This window comes from Novosphingobium sp., from assembly GCF_041915465.1.
Classification (GTDB): domain Bacteria; phylum Pseudomonadota; class Alphaproteobacteria; order Sphingomonadales; family Sphingomonadaceae; genus Novosphingobium.
Genome location: NZ_JAYSBK010000029.1, coordinates 1 through 16,341 on the forward strand (window position 1 = coordinate 1; position 16,341 = coordinate 16,341).

Consider the following 16,341-nt stretch of genomic DNA (forward strand, 5'->3'; position numbering starts at 1 on the left):
CTTGCCTTCGATCGTGGCCTTGCCCCAGAACTTGCACACCCGTGCGCGCTTCTGGATGAAGCCGGCTTCAAGATTGAGCAGGACACCCGGTTCCACGGGATTGCGGAACTTGGCTTCCTCGATCGCCATGAAATAGACGAGCTTGCCCGAACCGGCGAGCTGGAGCGTCTCGATCGCGAGGATCCCGGCGGCCTGGGCCAACGCCTCAATCTGGAGAACGCCCGGCATGATCGGGCGGCCCGGAAAGTGGCCCTGAAAGAAGCCTTCGTTGAAGGTCACGGCCTTGACCGCGTGGATCTGCTCGTCGGGGACGAGGCTCACCACACGGTCAACCAGCAGCATCGGATAGCGATGCGGCAGGGCGGCCAGGATCTTCGGGATGTCATAGCTGATCGGTTCGCTCATCGCCCCCTCCCCGATAGCCGCTTAGCGGCCGTCGGGCTGCGGACCAGCCGGCTGGACCGGCCGCGGCGCGGGCTGCTGGGCAGCCGCCGGAGCGGCACCCGGCTGCTGCTGCTGAGCGGCCTGCTGCTGTTCGCGAACCTGACGCGGCACCCAGCCAGCCGGCGGCACGAGCTGCATCTTGCTCGCCGGGATCAGCTGGTTGAGTTCGGCGATCACGTCGTCGGTCAGTTCATAGGCGTTGGCGCGTGCGATCACCGCATCGGGGTGAAGCAGCAGGGTCACGCCCTGCTTGGCCATGGCGTTCTGCACCGCCTGGTCGAGCTGATCGGCGATCTGTTCCTTCACATAGGCGTCAGACAGCGCGAGCGGGGCAAGGATCTGTTCCAGCTCCTGGTTGCCCTTGTCTTCGTACTGCTTGATCGCGACGTATTCCTGCTGAAGCACGGCATCGGGCTTCTTCGCGGCCATGTCGGCGCGCAGCTGGTCGCTCATCTTCTTGAGCTGGGCGTCGATCTGGCCCTTGCGGGTGCGGGCCTGGTCGATCTGCGGCTTGTAGGTCACCTGCTGCTGCTGCTGGGCCAGGCGATAGGCATCGGTATTGGCAATCGCCGCATCGATGTTGAGGATGCCGATCCCCTTCACGATCGTCGCGCCGTTGGCCGCCGGTGCCGGAGCCGTGACCGGCGCGGGAACGGCCTTGTCCTTGTTCTTGTCGGCCAGAGCCGGGGTGGAAAGGGCGAGAACCATCGCGGTGCCAAGCACCGTCTTGAGGATAGTCTTCATCAGAATTGGGTTCCTACGTTGAACGTGAATGCTTTTCTGTCGTCGCCATCGACCGAGGTGAGCACCTTGGCGAAGTCGATCCGGAAGGGTCCGAATGGTGAGTTCCAGTTCACCCCGATACCCACCGAAATGCGGGGCTTGGGCGAATTGCCCAGGAAGAATTCCTGGAACGGCGTGCCGCCGGCGATGCCGTCGCCCGTCGCGACGCAAGTGGCAGGCAGGGTGGGCAGGCTCGGCAGAGTGGTGCTGCCCGCCGCCGCGCTGACGAAGCCCGAACTGACAGTGCCATTGCAGACCATGGTATAGGGCAGCGTCAGCGGCTGGATCTTGGGAGTGGTGATCCCCCAGACCGCACCGGCATCGACGAAGATCGACGGACGCAGGCCCAGTTCCTTGGCGCCGGACCCGAGCGGGATTTCAAGCTCGGCATGGCCGAGGTAGTAATACTTGCCGCCCAGCGAGTCATCGACCCAGGTATTCCGATCCGACGAGAACGTCCCGGTCGCGGTGTCATAGGTCTTGCGCACAATGCGCGGGCCCACGCCGCGAATGTCGAACCCGCGAATGGTCGGCTCGCCCAGGTAGAAGCGGTCGGTCAGGCGCACGCCGTCGATGCCCAGCGCCGCGTTGCCATAGCTGCCGAACGGCTTGATCGCGCCACCTTCGCCGCGCAGCGAGAAAATGAAGCCCTTGCCGATGGGATAGTACTGCGCCGCGTTCACGCGCACGCGGCCGTATTTCACCGAGCCGCCCAGGCCAGCGAATTCGGCAGTCACCGCCATCGACCGCCCGCGCGAAGGGTGCATGCGGTTGTCGAGGCTGTCGTAGATCAGCGACAAACCGAGGATCGAGCTGGTGCGCTTGCCGATCGCGTCGCACAGATAGCGCCCGGCGAGCAGCGGATCGCATTCCGACAGCGGCGGATTCTGGCGGGTCGAAAAGTATTGCGTCTGATCAATGGTGATGTCGTCGAGGTTGAGCGTATAGCTCCCCACGGCCGAGACATATTCGGTCAGCGGAATGCCCGCGCGAACCTGGAAGCCGGTGGTCGACTGGCTGTAGAGGTTATTGCGGCTGGCGTTGTAGTAGTTGAAGCTGTTGAGATCGCGGCGATAGACGTTCACGCCCAGCGAGATGTTGCGATCGAACAGATAGGGTTCGGTAAAGCTGACTTCGGCGCTCTTCGAATAGTTCGAATAGGACAGGCTGAGGCCGACCGTCTGGCCGCGGCCGCGGAAGTTGCGCTGCTGGATCGAGCCCTGGAAGATCAGCTTTTCAAGGCTGGAATAGCCAGCCGACAGCTGCAGTTCGCCGGTCGGCTTTTCTTGCACGTTGGCTTCCAGCACGATCCGGTCCGGCGCAGAACCGGGAACCTGTTCGACTTCGAACTTTTCCTGGAAATAGCCCAGCGAGTTGATGCGCGCGGTGGAGCGCTTGACCTGGAGCGAGTTGAACGCGTCGCCTTCGGCCAGGCGGAACTCGCGGCGCACCACCTTGTCCTGGGTCAGCGTGTTGCCGTTGACGTCGATCCGCTCGACATAGACGCGCGGCGCCTCCGCAATCTGGAACGTCAGACCCATGGTCAGATCGTCCTTGTTGCGGTCATAGCTGGGGCGAACGTCGGCAAAGGCATAGCCGAAGGCGCCGAGCGTGTCGTTCAGGCGATCGATCGTGTCTTCCACCACCTTCGCGTCGTACCAGTCGCCCTTCTTCATCGGCAGCTGGGCGGCAAGCCGCTCGCCGTCGAAGTCGCGCAGCTGGCTTTCGACCTTCACGTCGCCGAACTTGTAGCGCTTCCCTTCTTCCACCACGTAAGTGATGATGAAGTCCTTCTTGTCGGGCGTAAGCTCAGCCACGGCGGACACGACGCGGAAGTCGGCATAGCCCTTGGTCAGGTAGAACTGGCGCAGCTTCTGCTGGTCGAAGGCCATGCGATCGGGGTCATAGCTGGTCCCGCCGCTGAAGATCTTGGTGATCCCGGCCTGCTTGGTGACCATTTCACCGCGCAGCGTGCCATCCGAAAACGCCTCGTTGCCGATGATGTTAATCCGGCGGACCTTCGACTTGGGCCCTTCCTGAATTTCGAACACGATGTCGACGCGGTTCTGGTCGAGCATCACCATCTTGGGCTCGACGCTGGCGGCGAAGCGGCCCTGGCGCTTGTAAAGCTCAATGATGCGGGCAACGTCGGCGCGCACCTTTGAACGGGTGAAGATCTGGCGCGGGGCGAGCTTGATCTCGGGAAGGATCTTCTCGTCCTTGATGCGCTTGTTGCCTTCAAGGATGATGCGGTTGATGACTGGGTTTTCCTTGACCTCGATCGTCACCACGCCGTTCGCCTGGCTGATCTGGACGTTGGCGAACAGTTCGGTCGCGAACAGGTCCTTGAGCGCCTGGTCGGCGCTGGCCTGACTATAGGGCTGGCCGACCCGCATCTTGATGTACGAGCGGATCGTATCGGGTTCGAGACGCTGGGCCCCAACCACATTGATCGCCGTGATGGTTTCGGCGGCAGGCGCAGCCGCAACAGCCGGAGCGGCCGTCCCGGGCGCGGCCGTCCCGGGTACGGCTGGCCCAGGCGCGGCGGCAGTTTGCGCTGCGGCAATACCGGGCATCCCTGCCAGAACCGAGGTTCCCAGCAACACGGCGGCCAGGCGCAGGCCGGAGCGGGCAGTCTCGGTACGATCCTTGAGGCGTCGATTCATCGGCACGGCATTTCCCGTAAAAAATTGCGTCTCGCGCCTTTGCCCCTCTGCATCAGACAGAGCTATCCGCGCTTTACAGACATGTCCCCGCCCTCTGCCCGATGCGCGCTGGCCAATCAAGCAGAGACGCTGCTTAGTCCGCAGTTATCAAAGTTCCTTCCGGCCTATTTCCCCAGCGGGAGCAGGTCGATCAAATCGTTCAAGGTGACGAACAGCATCAGGCCAAGCACGAATGCCATGCCGGTGCGGAACGCCCATTCCTGACTGCGGATGCCCAGCGGCCTGCGGCGGACTGCTTCCGCGGCGTAGAATGCCAGGTGCCCACCGTCGAGAGCAGGAATTGGCAGGAGGTTGATGAATGCCAAATTAATTGAAATGAGCGCGGCGAACGCCGTGAACTCCGGCCAGCCGAGCGAGAGGCGTTCGCCAGAGAATTTCGCGATCTTGAGCGGCCCGCCCATCTCGCGCACCGAACGTTCGCCGGTCACGATCTGCTGCAGGCCGACAGCCATCATCCGCATGACTTCAATGCTTTGATCGACGCCCGCGGCCAGTGCGGCAACCGGCCCGACGCGCGTATATTCAAGCTCGGCCGGACTGATGCCCAGCAGGCCGCGGCGCATTTCGTTGCCGAACTGATCCTTCTCGATGTCGAGCGCAAGCGTGACCTGCATGCGGTAGGTTTGGCCGCCACGCTCGGCCGTCACGGTCACCGTCCGGCCGGGATAGATCACAACGTGTTCGACGATGTCGCCAAACGACCTGATCTTGTCCCCATTGATTGCGGTGATCCGGTCACCGACCCGCATCCCCGCCGCCTTGGCCGCCGAATGTTCGGAAAAGCCGCCAACGACCGGGCTTGCCACCGGAACGCCATAGGCCATGGCGAAGGCCGCAAAGATACCGATCGCTACCAACAGGTTGGTGAGCGGCCCGGCCAGCACGATCAGCGCGCGCTGCCATAGCTTTGCAGCCTGAAACGTGCCCTTCAGCTCTTCGGGCGGCGCATCGGCCAGCGCCGGATCGGGAATCGAAGCCGCGTTCATATCGCCCGCGAACTGCACGTAACCGCCCAGCGGCAGGGCCGAAAGCTTCCAGCGGGTGCCGCGGCTATCGGTCCAGCCCAGCAGTTCCTTGCCGAAGCCGATCGAAAAGGCATCGGCGCGCACCCCGAACCAGCGCCCTACCAGATAGTGACCCAGTTCATGCAGGACGACCAGCGGGCCCAGCACCAGCAGAAAGGCGCCAATGGTCATCAGAAGCGAAGGCGATGCGTGCAACTTATGCGAACTCCAGAAGGGCGCGGGCCTGCGCCCGGGCCTCGGCATCGACAGCGAGGACATCGCCCAGCGATACCGGAGGCGCGGGAGCATAGCGCTCCAGAACTTGCTCCACCATTACCGCGATCCGGGTGAACGCGATATGACCGGAAAGGAATGCCGCAACCGCAATTTCGTTGGCAGCATTGAGCACGGCGGGCATGGCGCCCCCTGCCCCGGCCGCCTCGCGCGCCAGTCGCGTGGCCGGGAAGCGCACCTCGTCGGGCGCGCGGAACGTCAGTTCGCCAAGCGCTGCCAGATCAAGCGGCGCACAGGGCGTATCCATCCGCGCGGGATAGGCCAGGCACGAGGCAATCGGCACGCGCATGTCCGACGGGCCAAGCTGGGCGAGCGTCGATCCGTCGCGGTATTCCACCATCGAATGCACTACCGACTGCGGATGGACGATGATCCTGAGTTGTTCGAGCGCCACCGGGAACAGGTGATGCGCCTCGATCAGTTCAAGCCCCTTGTTGAACATGGTTGCGCTGTCGACGCTGATCTTGGCGCCCATATCCCAGTTGGGATGCTTCACGGCCTGCGCGGGCGTCGCGGCGGCCAGCTGCTCGGCGCTCCAGTCACGGAACGGCCCACCGCTGGCGGTCAGCGTAATGGAGCGGACATTGCCAAGGTCATTGCCTGACAGGCACTGGAAGATCGCGTTGTGTTCGGAATCGACGGGGAGCAGCGTCGTGCCATGCCGTGCCACCGCGGCCGTCATGACTTCGCCGGCGGAAACCAGCGCTTCCTTGTTGGCAAGTGCAACCACCCGGCCTTGCTCGATCGCGGCCATGGTCGGCGCAAGTCCAGCGCAGCCAACGATTGCGGCCAGCGTCAGGTCTACCGGGCGAGCAGCCGCTTCGACCAGCGCAATGGGCCCGCCAAGCGCCTCGATCCCGGTTCCGGCAAGGCTGTCGCGCAGCAACGGCAGGCAAGCTTCATCCGCCACCACGGCCAGTTCCGCGCCGAATTCGATCGCCAGCCGGGCCAGTTCCTCGGCCTGGCAATTGGCGGTGAGTGCAACCACCCGCCAGGCGTCGCGGTTGCGGCGCACCAGATCGAGGGTCGATGCACCGATCGAGCCCGTCGCCCCCAGCACCGAGATCGAACGCACGGTCACAGCGCCGCCAGATAGGCCTGAAGCGAAAGCAGGCCGAACCCGAACATCACCGCCAGCAGGCCGTCGACGCGGTCAAACAGGCCGCCGTGGCCGGGAATCAACTTGCCCGAATCCTTGACGCCCGCACGGCGCTTCATCCAGCTTTCGAAGAAGTCGCCAGCCTGCGCGACCACGGCGATCGGCAAGCCCCAGACGAGCGCGCCCGTGATTCCCGGCCACAGATTCACGGCCGCATAGCTTTCTTCGATGCCCTGCTTGGCAAGCGCCGCGTTGACCCAACCGGCGAACGGATCGCTGGTGCCAAACCGCACCGCCAGCGCCACGCCCAGGCTTGCGCCCAGAATGCCGCCGCCCAGCCCCGCCCAGGTCTTGGATGGACTGATCGAGGGGGCAATCTTCGGCCCGCCTATCGCACGGCCCGAGAAATAGGCACCGATGTCGGTCAGGATCACGGCCAGCATGACAATCATCAACACCAGCCAACCGGTCGGCGGCGCATCGCGCAGCAGCGCCAGCATTGAGGCCGCGAGGCCGATATAGGCTACCCCGCCCACCATCCAGACGACCCGTCCAGCCAGGCCGGAAGAGAACCGGCGCACCAGCCCCCACCATTCCCACAGCACGCCCAGCGCGGCGGCGCCGACAAAGGTGAACCAGAACCAGCCACCCAGCCAGATCGCCAGCCCGGCGATCGCGATCATCACGACCGCAGATGCGGCGCGGACCTTGAGGTCCGACTTCTTCGGTGCAGCTTCAGCGTCCGCCATAGCGCCGCTCCCGGTTGGAGAAACTGGTCAGTGCCTCGGCAAGATGTGCCGGGGTAAAATCGGGCCAGAGCACGTCGGTAAACCACATTTCGGCATAGGCCGCCTGCCACAGCAGGAAGTTCGACAAGCGCACCTCGCCCGAGGTGCGGATCAACAGGTCAAGCGGCGGCAGTCCGGCGGTATCGAGTTCCGCCTCGATCGCGGCAGGCGTGATCGCGCCCTTGGCCGCGGCCTTGGCGGCGGCGCGGGCGATTTCGTCCTGCGAGCCATAATTGAGCGCGATGACCAGCGTTGTCCCGTCGTTGTGGGCCGTGCGCGCCAGCGCATCGTCGATCAGGCAGACGATATCGCCCGCCAGTGCTCGATAATCACCGATGATCCTGAGCTTCACGTTGTTGGCGACGAACTCCTCCAGGTCCGAGAGGATGAAGCGCTTGAGCAGCCCCATCAGCGCCGAAACCTCGTCTTCCGGGCGGCGCCAGTTTTCGGTGCTGAAGGCATAAAGCGTCAGCGCCTCCAGCCCCATTCCGCGCGCGGCGCGCACCAGTGTGCGCACGGCTTCGACGCCGCGCTGGTGGCCGACCACGTGGGGCAGGTGACGCTTCTTGGCCCAGCGCCCGTTGCCATCCATGATGATCGCAACGTGGCGCGCGCCGCCAGTGGCGCCGCCGAAATTGGAGGCGGCTGCCGAACTCACTTGCCGAGGATTTCCTTTTCCTTCGCCGCCGCGGCTTCGTCACAAGCCTTGATCTGTTCGTCGGTCAGCTTCTGGACCTCGGTTTCGGCACGCTTGCGCTCGTCTTCCGAAATTTCCTTCTTGGCCTCATCGGCCTTCAGGGCTTCCATCCCGTCACGCCGCACGTTGCGGATCGCGATGCGGGCGTTCTCGGCATACTTGCTGGCAAGCTTGGCCAGTTCCTTGCGGCGCTCCTCGGTCAGGTCGGGGATCGGCAGGCGGATGTTGTTGCCGTCGTTGATCGGGTTGAGGCCGAGGCCCGCCGAGCGGATCGCCTTTTCAACCGGGGTCACGTTAGACTTGTCCCAGACCTGCACCGACAGCAGCCGCGGCTCCGGCGCGGAAACGGTCGCCACCTGGTTGAGCGGCATGTGTGCGCCATAGACCTCGACCACAATCGGATCGAGCAGCGCGGTGTTCGCGCGGCCGGTGCGCAGGCCGGAAAGATCGCTCTTGAGCGATTCCACCGCGCCCTTCATGCGGCGTTCGAGATCGGCCTTATCGTACTTGGCCATGGCTCTAACCTTTCTTCACAATAGTCTGCGTCCCCTCACCCACGAGCACCTTGGCAAGGTTGCCCTTCTCGCGGATCGAAAAGACGACGATCGGGATCGAATTGTCGCGGCACAGCGCCACAGCAGAAGCATCCATAACTTTCAGGTTATCTGCCAGAACCGTGTCATAATCGACTGTATCGTAACGCTTTGCCTGCGGATTGGTCTTGGGGTCGCTGTCATAGACCCCGTCAACGCTGGTGCCCTTCAAGAGCGCGTCGCACTGCATTTCGGCAGCCCGCAGCGCGGCCCCGCTGTCGGTGGTGAAATAGGGTGCGCCAACCCCTGCGGCAAAGATCACCACGCGGCCCTTTTCAAGGTGACGCTCGGCGCGGCGGCGGATTACCGGTTCACACACCTGGTCCATCTGCACCGCTGACTGGACACGGGTTTCGACCCCCAGCTGCTCCAGCGCGTTCTGCATCGCGAGCGCGTTCATCACCGTGGCGAGCATGCCCATATAATCGGCCTGCGCGCGGTCCATGCCCTTGGCCGCTCCCGCCATGCCGCGAAAGATATTGCCGCCACCGATCACGAGGCAGATTTCCAGCCCCGTTTCCTTTGCCGCCTTCACTTCCTTGGCCAGTTCCGCGACGAATTCGGGATCGATCCCGAACTGCTGGTTACCCATCAGCACTTCGCCGGACAACTTCAACAGGATGCGCTTGTAGGCGGGCTTGCTCATGGGTGGTTCGGTCGCTCTCGGAAGGGTTTGTGGGGCCTTATACCGATGGCGGGGCAATGCCAAGGCGTGAGCGCCGCCTGCTCACACCGAATTGCCAATCCAAGCACCAAAATTACGCCGCGTCGGAAAAAGAAAAAGGCGCGGAGCCGAAGCCCCGCGCCCAATTCTGTTCGACGTTTGCCGCGGCTAGGATCAGAGCCCGGCAGCAGCAGCCACTTCGGCAGCGAAGTCGGTCACTTCCTTTTCGATGCCTTCGCCGAGCTGGAAGCGGACATAGTCCTTGAGCACGATCTTGGTGCTGGCGGCCTTGCCGGCCTGCTCGACGACCTGGGCGATCGGGGTCTTGTTGTCCATCACGAACAGCTGCGAAAGCAGCGCGTTGTCCTTGGCGAACTTGGCGACCGCGCCATCGACCATCTTGGCCTGGACTTCGGCGGGCTTGCCCGATTCAGCGGCCTTTTCAGCGGCGATCTTGCGTTCGCGCGCGATCATCTCGACGTCGAGGTCGTCGGCGTTTAGCGCCAGCGGGAAAGCGGCCGCGATGTGCATCGCGATCTGCTTGCCCAGCGGTTCGAGCACGTCGGCAGCGGCGTCCGATTCCAGCGCGACCAGCACACCGATCTTGCCCAGGTTCGGCGCAGCGGCGTTGTGCATGTAGGGCACGACCACGCCATTGGCGACCGAGACGGTCTTCATGCGGCGCACCTGCTGGTTTTCACCGATGGTGGCGACGTTGTTGGTCAGCTTGTCGGCAACGGTGCCGCCGTCGGGATAGGCCGCGTCCTTGAGCGCTTCGACATCGTCCGAAGCGGCGCCGAGGGCGACTTCGGTGGTCTTGCGAACGAAGTCCTGGAACTGGTCGTTCTTCGCAACGAAGTCGGTTTCCGAGTTCACTTCCACGGCCACGCCGCGGGTGCCCGAAACGGCAATGCCGACGAGGCCTTCAGCGGCGGTGCGGCTCGACTTCTTGGCGACGGCGGCAAGGCCCTTGGCGCGCAGCAGGTCGACCGCGGCTTCCATGTCGCCGCCGGTTTCGTCCATCGCCTTCTTGCAGTCCATCATGCCGGCGCCGGTACGTTCGCGCAGGTTCTTCACGTCAGTGGCGGTATAGGCCATTGAAACGGTCCTTCTTGATAGGTTCGTCAGCGCCGGACCACTGGACCCGGCGCGCTACGATTTGATTACAGTCGCAGGTACCGGTCGGGCTTACGCCTCGGCCGGGGTTTCCACGACAGCGGCTTCTTCAACCGGTGCCACTTCCAGCGCGCCGACATCGACGCCCGAATCGACGACCGCTTCACGGCCGCCCTTCTTGGCGGCTTCGGCAACGGCCTGGCAGTAAAGCTGGATCGCGCGGCTGGCATCGTCGTTCGCCGGGATCGGGAACGCGATGCCTTCGGGCGAGACGTTCGAGTCGAGGATCGCGATGACCGGGATGCCAAGGACGTTGGCTTCCTTGATCGCCAGCTCTTCCTTGTTGGCGTCGATCACGAACATCACGTCGGGGATGCCGCTGAGATCGCGGATGCCGCCCAGCGACATTTCCAGCTTGTCGCGCTCACGGGTGAGGTTGAGCACTTCCTTCTTGGTCAGGCCGGTGGTGTCGCCCGAAAGCTTTTCGTCGAGCGACTTCATGTACTTGATACGCTGGCTGACGGTCTTCCAGTTGGTCAGCATGCCGCCAAGCCAACGGTGGTTGACGTAGTGCTGGCCGCACTGGCGCGCCGCCTGGGCGATCGGCTCCTGAGCCTGGCGCTTGGTGCCGACGAACAGCACCTTGCCGCCGGCGCGGACGGTCGCGTCAACGAAATCGAGCGCGCGGGCGAACAGCGGCACGGTCTGCGACAGGTCGAGGATGTGGATGCCGTTGCGGGCGCCGAAGATGTACGGCTTCATGCGCGGGTTCCAGCGGTGGGTCTGGTGGCCGAAATGCGCGCCGGCTTCGATCAGTTGTTGCATGGTGACGACGGGAGCCGCCATAGGACTTTCCTTTCCGGTTCTACCTCTGGGATGCTGGAACCGTGGGGCTTGGCCCGCTGCGGCACCGGTATGCTTGCGCATCCCATGTGGATTTGCCTGCACGACACGAACGAGGCCGATCTGGCCCCAAACGCCTGCAAGCGAGCGCGCCCTTAGCGGCGGGCGCCGCGGAAATCCAGCCCAAAATGCGATTCGCGAGGCTTCTTTGCGGATATTGGCCAATGCGGCGGAGCAACGTGTGAGCATCGCCGCTTAAAAAAGCGCTTGACGGAGTGGAACAAATAAAGAACAAGCGCTGTATCGGAACGGAACAAGAACTTCTTTACCCCGTTCGCAACTTATCCACAAGCCCTCAACAGGTCTGTCCGCAGGCCGGGGCCGAAACGAAGGAACGCTCGGATGACTGGTCTTGCTGCGCTTGCCCCCTTTGCCCTGGTCGGTCTGCTGGCCGTGGTTTCGATCGTTACGACACTGCGCAATGCACTGCCCGCGATCCGGGGCCTGCATGGCGCGCTGCGGGACTGTCCCGAAACCCGGGAGTATTCCTTTCGTGTCGTCGAAGTGATCAGCGGCTGGGACGACAACCGCTGGGACGACGGCAAGGTTGTCGCCCTGCCCGTGCGTCAGCGTCCGGCCTGCATGGGCGAAATTACCCGCGTTGCCGCTTGATCCGGGCGTAACTGACAACGCCGACCGGCAGCAGGGCAAGGTAAATCACGCAAATCCCGACAAGCGTCCACCACGGCTCGGTCAGCGCCGCCGCGCCGGCCAGTCCGATCAGTGCAAGGACCGGCAGCCGCACCGCCTTGCGCGGGCGCAACTTGCCCCAGCCAAGGGTTGCGACGCTGGAGATCATCAGGAAGCCCATCGCTACCAGCCACACGCCGACCAGCACGGGCTCGCGCAGTTCCGCCCGGTCGCTGACGAACCACAGGTACATTGGCAGGAACACGAGGCCCGCCCCGACCGGCGCGGGCACCCCGGTGAGGAACCCGGCCTGCTTGCGCGGTTCGTCCGCCATGTCGATCCGCGCATTGAAGCGCGCAAGGCGCAGTGCGCAGGCGATGGCATAGGCCAGCGAGGCGAACCAGCCCAGGCGCGGCAATTCCTGCAAGGACCACAGGAACAGGATCAGCGCCGGAGCAACCCCGAACGAGACATTGTCAGCCAGGCTGTCAAGCTCGGCCCCGAAGCGCGACTGCGCCTTGAGCAGGCGCGCGATGCGCCCGTCGATCCCGTCGAGCAGCCCGGCGATAATGATCGCCATGACCGCGTGCTGCCAATCCTGCAGAATGGCAAAGCGGATGCCCGTCAGCCCCGCGCAGAGCGCGGCGGCGGTAATCGCGTTGGGCACCATCGCCCGCAGCGTCAGGCCGCCGGTCAGCCGGTCCTTGTCCGGGCCATCGCCGTTCACTGGCTCACGCCCTCGATCAGTTGCTGCTGGCCAATCTCGGCCAGCACCGTTTCACCCGCAACGGTCCGCTGCCCCATCAACACGCGCGGCTCGGTCCCGGCGGGCAGGTAGACGTCCACCCGGCTGCCGAAGCGGATCAGGCCGACGCGCTGACCGGCGGCCAGCATGTCGCCCGGCTTAACGAAGGGCACGATCCGCCGCGCCACGAGGCCCGCGATCTGGGTAAAGCCGATCATCGCGCCTTCGCTGCGTTCGATCAGGATGTGCTGGCGCTCGTTCTCTTCGCTCGCCTTGTCGAGATCGGCGTTCATGAACTTGCCGGGGATATAGACCACACGCCGCACCGTGCCACCGAGCGGAGCGCGGTTGATGTGGACGTCGAACACCGACATGAAGATCGAGATGCGCGTCACCGGCCCGCTCGGCAATCCGGGCGCGCCGGTGCCGTCGTCGATCACCAGTTCGCGCGGCGGTTCGACCTGCTGGATCAGCGTGATCAGACCGTCCGCGGGCGCGACGATGAAGCGGTCGCCCTGCGGGGTCACGCGCTCGGGATCGCGGAAGAAGGCGAGGATGCCCAGCGTCAGCGCGGCCAGCGGCCAGGCCAGCGTTTCCCAAGCGAAGAACGCGCAGAGCCCGCTCGCCGCCGCGGCAATCGCCGCGAACTTGTAGGATTCGGGATGGAACTTCGGGAAATGCCAGCTGACTTCGCCGCGCCCCCGGTTGTCGAGAATTTCGCCCGCCATTATGCCGCCTTCCGCACGAACACGGTGCCGGCCGAATAGCCCGCCCCGAACGAGCAGATCACGCCCGTGTCACCCGGCGCCAGATCTGCGCTGTGCAGGTTGAAGGCGATGATCGAGCCCGCACTCGAGGTATTGCCATAGGTATCGAGCACGGTGGGGCTTTCATCCTCATTTGCTTCGTGGCCCAGCACGCGCTGGGAAATCAGGCGATTCATACCCTGGTTGGCCTGGTGCAGCCACAGACGCCGCAGGGCCTTGGGATCGAGGCCGAGCTTTTCCGATTCCTCGACGATCATGGTCGCAACCATCGGCACGACTTCCTTGAACACCTTGCGGCCTTCCTGGACGAACAGCTTGTCCGCGCTACCCACCGTTTCGGGCGTGGCGCGGTTGAGGAAGCCGAAGTTGTTGCGGATGTTGTTCGAGAATACGGTCTTGAGCTTGGTGCCGAGGATTTCCCAGTGCTTTGTCGGGGCAAAGTCCTTGGCCTCGACCAGCACGGCGGTGGCCACGTCACCGAAGATGAAGTGGCTGTCACGGTCGCGCCAGTTGAGGTGGCCCGAACAGATTTCCGGGCTGACCACCAGCACCGAGCGCGCATGGCCCGCGCGCACATAGTCGGCCGCGGTCTGGATCCCGAATGTTGCGGAGGAACAGGCGACGTTCATGTCGAAGCCGAAGCCATCGATCCCCAGCGCTGCCTGAATCTCGATCGCCATCGCCGGATAGGCGCGCTGCATGTTTGAGCAGGCGCACAGCACGGCATCGACGTCCCCGGCATCGCGCCCGGCCTTGGCCAGCGCGTCCTTGGCCGCCGCCACGCCGATTTCGGCGAGCACCGAAATCTCCTCGTTCGGCCGCTCGGCCCAGCGCGGCGCCATGATCTCGGGGTCGAGAATCGGCGCCTTGCTGATCACGTGGCGCGCCTTGATCCCGCTGGCCTTCTCGATGAATTCGGCCGAACTGGGCGCCAGTTCGCTGACCGTTCCGGCGGCAATCTCGCCCGCGTGGTCCGCATTGAAACGCGCCACGTAGGCATTGAAACTTTCGACCAGTTCCGCGTTCGAGATCGAATCGGGCGGGGTGTAGAGCCCGGTGGCCGAGATGACAGGGATGATTTCGCTCATCGGCGCGGTCTAGTGCGCGCGGCGCGGGAGAGCAAGTTTGCCGGTAACATGCTGTGGCAGGGTGGTGGACAGGGCTAGATTCGAACTAGCGTACGCTTGCGCGGGCAGATTTACAGTCTGCTGCCTTTAACCACTCGGCCACCTGTCCACACCTGCTTCGCCGGTGCGCGGGTTGCCCCGCTGTTAGTGACCCCAAACGGGCCGCTCCGGCCGAGGGAAGCGCGCCAATGCCGAAGGCGCGGCGTCCTGTCAACACTTGCCTGACAACAGTTGCCTGCAAAGTCTCGCGCTGGCAGGGAGCAATCCATGCAACAGGAGAACATCGCATGAGCCGGCAAGCAGAAGGCCGCAAGGGCAAGGCACTGCGCGGTCGCGCCGGACGGATGCAGGGCGGACGCGGCTCGGGCCGGGCCAGCACCGGCGCCGTGCGGCTGTGGGGCCGGCACGCGGTTGAGGCCGCACTCATGAATCCAGAACGCCGCCACCGCAAGCTATGGGCGACGCGCGAAGGCGTTGCTTCGCTCAATGGCGAACTTCCGCCCGATTTTCCCGTCGAATGGGCATCCCCCGTCGATCTCGCCCGGCTCGTTGCGCGCGATGCGCCGCATCAGGGCCTGGTGCTGGAATGTGACGCACTGGAAGATGTCTATCTTGAAGACGTGCTTGATGGCGACCCTGCCCGCCCAGTGGTAATTCTCGATCAGGTAACCGATCCGCACAACGTCGGAGCGATCCTGCGTTCGGCTGCTGCCTTCAATGCCGCCGCGATCATCACCCAGGACCGCCATGCCCCACCCGAATCGGGCACGCTGGCAAAAAGTGCCTCGGGCGCACTGGAAGTGGTGCCGTGGGTGCGCGTGGTGAACCTTGCCCGCGCGCTCGATGAATTGGCGGAAGCGGGCTATTGGCGAATCGGGCTGGACGGCGATGGCCCGGCCAACCTTGGCGATGCCCTGCCTGCAGGTCCCATTGCGCTGGTTTTGGGCGCGGAAGGCGAAGGAATGCGCCACAACATCATGCAGCATTGCGATGCGCTGGCGCGCCTGCCAATCTCGAGCGCGATCGAAAGCCTCAACGTGTCGAATGCCGCCGCGATCGCGCTTTACGCCATCGCCACCAGGGAGAGCGAATGATGGGCCTGCACTTCAACCCCCGCCGCCTTGCAGCCGCCGCCCTTGCCGTGGTGCTGAGCGCCGCGCTAGCCGCCTGCTTCGTGCTGCCGGGCAAGTTCGTCTCCAGCCTCGACCTGCGCAAGGACGGGCGTTTCACCTACACCTACAAGGGCGAGATTTTCCTGCTTGGCCTGTCGCAGCTTTCGAAAATGGGTGACACCGGTGCCAAGGAATTCACCCCCAGCGCCTGTTACAACGACGATGCCGACATGACCGAGCGCGAGTGCACCAAGGAAGAGCTGGACCAGCAGCGCTCCGACTGGGCCGAAAGCGAAAAGCAGAACGCCGCCCAGCGCAAGAAAGAGGCCGAGGAAATGTCCGCCATGTTCGGCGGCATCGACCCCAGCGACCCCAAGGCTGGCGAAGAAATTGCTGCTCGTCTGCGCCGTCAGGCCGGGTGGAAGGCCGTGACCTACAAGGGAGACGGGCTTTACGAGGTAGACTTCGCGATCTCGGGCCACCTGGACTACGACTTCGTTTTCCCGACCATGGAGCGGATCCAGCCCACCCTGCCCTTCGTGATGCTCAACAAGCGCAACGACGGCACGGTGCGCTTCGATTCCCCGGGCTTCGAAGGCGCCGGCACAAGCGGTATGCTGGGCCCGATGGCCGGCATGGGTTCTGGCGGCATGAGCGCGGATGAAAAGGCCGCGATGGACAGCCTGCCTATGGTGGACGGCACCTTCACGCTGACCACCGACGGGCAAATCATGGCCAACAACACCGATGAAGGCCCGGTTGCGGTCCCTGGCGGTCAGAAGCTTGAATGGAAGATCGATCCGCGCAGCAAGGATTCGCCCACTGCGCTGATAAAGCTCGGAAATTGAG

At 64.2% G+C, this 16,341-nt stretch carries 17 protein-coding genes and 1 tRNA gene; 3 read left to right on the forward strand and 15 right to left on the reverse strand.

Annotated elements, in window-relative coordinates:
• The 11 genes from fabZ to rpsB form a co-directional block, all read right to left on the reverse strand.
• The coding region (gene fabZ, locus ACE3SN_RS07110) for a 3-hydroxyacyl-ACP dehydratase FabZ (RefSeq protein ID WP_374528749.1) at nucleotides 1–405 on the reverse strand (405 nt) is incomplete at its 3' end.
• A 21-nt stretch (nucleotides 406–426) separates the two neighbouring features.
• The gene (locus ACE3SN_RS07115; protein WP_374528751.1) at nucleotides 427–1,188 is read right to left on the reverse strand and encodes an OmpH family outer membrane protein; all 762 of its coding nucleotides are present in this window, start codon (nucleotides 1,186–1,188) and stop codon (nucleotides 427–429) included.
• Nucleotides 1,188–3,893 (reverse strand): outer membrane protein assembly factor BamA, encoded by a 2,706-nt coding sequence (gene bamA, locus ACE3SN_RS07120; protein WP_374528753.1) that lies wholly within the window; start codon nucleotides 3,891–3,893, stop codon nucleotides 1,188–1,190. The genes ACE3SN_RS07115 and bamA overlap by 1 nt, the downstream gene beginning before the upstream one ends.
• 164 nt (nucleotides 3,894–4,057) lie before the next feature.
• On the reverse strand, nucleotides 4,058–5,149 hold the full coding sequence (gene rseP / locus ACE3SN_RS07125) for an RIP metalloprotease RseP (protein ID WP_374528755.1): 1,092 nt from the start codon (nucleotides 5,147–5,149) through the stop codon (nucleotides 4,058–4,060).
• A gap of 25 nt (nucleotides 5,150–5,174) precedes the next feature.
• Entirely contained in the window at nucleotides 5,175–6,326 is a 1,152-nt protein-coding gene (locus tag ACE3SN_RS07130) for a 1-deoxy-D-xylulose-5-phosphate reductoisomerase (protein WP_374528757.1), read from the reverse strand.
• A gap of 2 nt (nucleotides 6,327–6,328) precedes the next feature.
• Nucleotides 6,329–7,099 carry a phosphatidate cytidylyltransferase gene (locus tag ACE3SN_RS07135; protein ID WP_374528759.1) on the reverse strand — a complete coding sequence of 257 codons (771 nt, stop codon included), beginning with the start codon at nucleotides 7,097–7,099 and terminating at the stop codon, nucleotides 6,329–6,331.
• Complete coding sequence (gene uppS / locus ACE3SN_RS07140; RefSeq protein ID WP_374528802.1) at nucleotides 7,086–7,730, reverse strand: polyprenyl diphosphate synthase; 645 nt, start codon at nucleotides 7,728–7,730, stop codon at nucleotides 7,086–7,088. Before uppS ends, ACE3SN_RS07135 begins: the two co-directional genes overlap by 14 nt.
• A 62-nt stretch (nucleotides 7,731–7,792) precedes the next feature.
• Nucleotides 7,793–8,350, reverse strand: a complete 558-nt coding sequence (frr, locus tag ACE3SN_RS07145) for a ribosome recycling factor (protein WP_374528761.1) — start codon at nucleotides 8,348–8,350, stop codon at nucleotides 7,793–7,795.
• Between the two features lie 4 nt (nucleotides 8,351–8,354).
• The gene (gene pyrH, locus ACE3SN_RS07150; RefSeq protein ID WP_374528763.1) at nucleotides 8,355–9,074 is read right to left on the reverse strand and encodes a UMP kinase; all 720 of its coding nucleotides are present in this window, start codon (nucleotides 9,072–9,074) and stop codon (nucleotides 8,355–8,357) included.
• A gap of 192 nt (nucleotides 9,075–9,266) precedes the next feature.
• Nucleotides 9,267–10,190 (reverse strand): translation elongation factor Ts, encoded by a 924-nt coding sequence (gene tsf, locus ACE3SN_RS07155; RefSeq protein ID WP_374528765.1) that lies wholly within the window; start codon nucleotides 10,188–10,190, stop codon nucleotides 9,267–9,269.
• Between the two features lie 90 nt (nucleotides 10,191–10,280).
• The gene (gene rpsB, locus ACE3SN_RS07160; protein ID WP_374528767.1) at nucleotides 10,281–11,054 is read right to left on the reverse strand and encodes a 30S ribosomal protein S2; all 774 of its coding nucleotides are present in this window, start codon (nucleotides 11,052–11,054) and stop codon (nucleotides 10,281–10,283) included.
• Nucleotides 11,055–11,453: 399 nt separating this feature from the next.
• Between rpsB and ACE3SN_RS07165 the strand changes: the two genes are divergently transcribed.
• Nucleotides 11,454–11,723 carry a hypothetical protein gene (locus ACE3SN_RS07165; RefSeq protein WP_374528769.1) on the forward strand — a complete coding sequence of 90 codons (270 nt, stop codon included), beginning with the start codon at nucleotides 11,454–11,456 and terminating at the stop codon, nucleotides 11,721–11,723.
• Here ACE3SN_RS07165 and ACE3SN_RS07170 read toward each other — a convergent pair.
• From ACE3SN_RS07170 to ACE3SN_RS07185, 4 genes are all read right to left on the reverse strand, one after another.
• Entirely contained in the window at nucleotides 11,704–12,411 is a 708-nt protein-coding gene (locus ACE3SN_RS07170) for a phosphatidylcholine/phosphatidylserine synthase (RefSeq protein ID WP_374528804.1), read from the reverse strand. The genes ACE3SN_RS07165 and ACE3SN_RS07170 overlap by 20 nt on opposite strands.
• A gap of 53 nt (nucleotides 12,412–12,464) precedes the next feature.
• Nucleotides 12,465–13,214, reverse strand: coding sequence for a phosphatidylserine decarboxylase (locus tag ACE3SN_RS07175; protein WP_374528771.1), 750 nt, complete (start codon nucleotides 13,212–13,214; stop codon nucleotides 12,465–12,467).
• On the reverse strand, nucleotides 13,214–14,341 hold the full coding sequence (locus ACE3SN_RS07180) for a beta-ketoacyl-ACP synthase III (protein ID WP_374528773.1): 1,128 nt from the start codon (nucleotides 14,339–14,341) through the stop codon (nucleotides 13,214–13,216). Before ACE3SN_RS07180 ends, ACE3SN_RS07175 begins: the two co-directional genes overlap by 1 nt.
• A 62-nt stretch (nucleotides 14,342–14,403) precedes the next feature.
• A tRNA-Tyr gene (locus tag ACE3SN_RS07185) sits at nucleotides 14,404–14,489 on the reverse strand.
• Nucleotides 14,490–14,667: 178 nt separating this feature from the next.
• Between ACE3SN_RS07185 and ACE3SN_RS07190 the strand changes: the two genes are divergently transcribed.
• Both ACE3SN_RS07190 and ACE3SN_RS07195 read left to right on the forward strand, forming a co-directional pair.
• A complete protein-coding gene (locus ACE3SN_RS07190) occupies nucleotides 14,668–15,474 on the forward strand; it encodes a TrmH family RNA methyltransferase (protein ID WP_374528775.1) in 807 nt (268 codons plus the stop codon).
• Nucleotides 15,471–16,340: a hypothetical protein gene (locus ACE3SN_RS07195; RefSeq protein ID WP_374528777.1), complete on the forward strand. Its 870-nt coding sequence runs from the start codon at nucleotides 15,471–15,473 to the stop codon at nucleotides 16,338–16,340. Before ACE3SN_RS07190 ends, ACE3SN_RS07195 begins: the two co-directional genes overlap by 4 nt.
• Nucleotide 16,341: the final 1 nt, after the last annotated feature.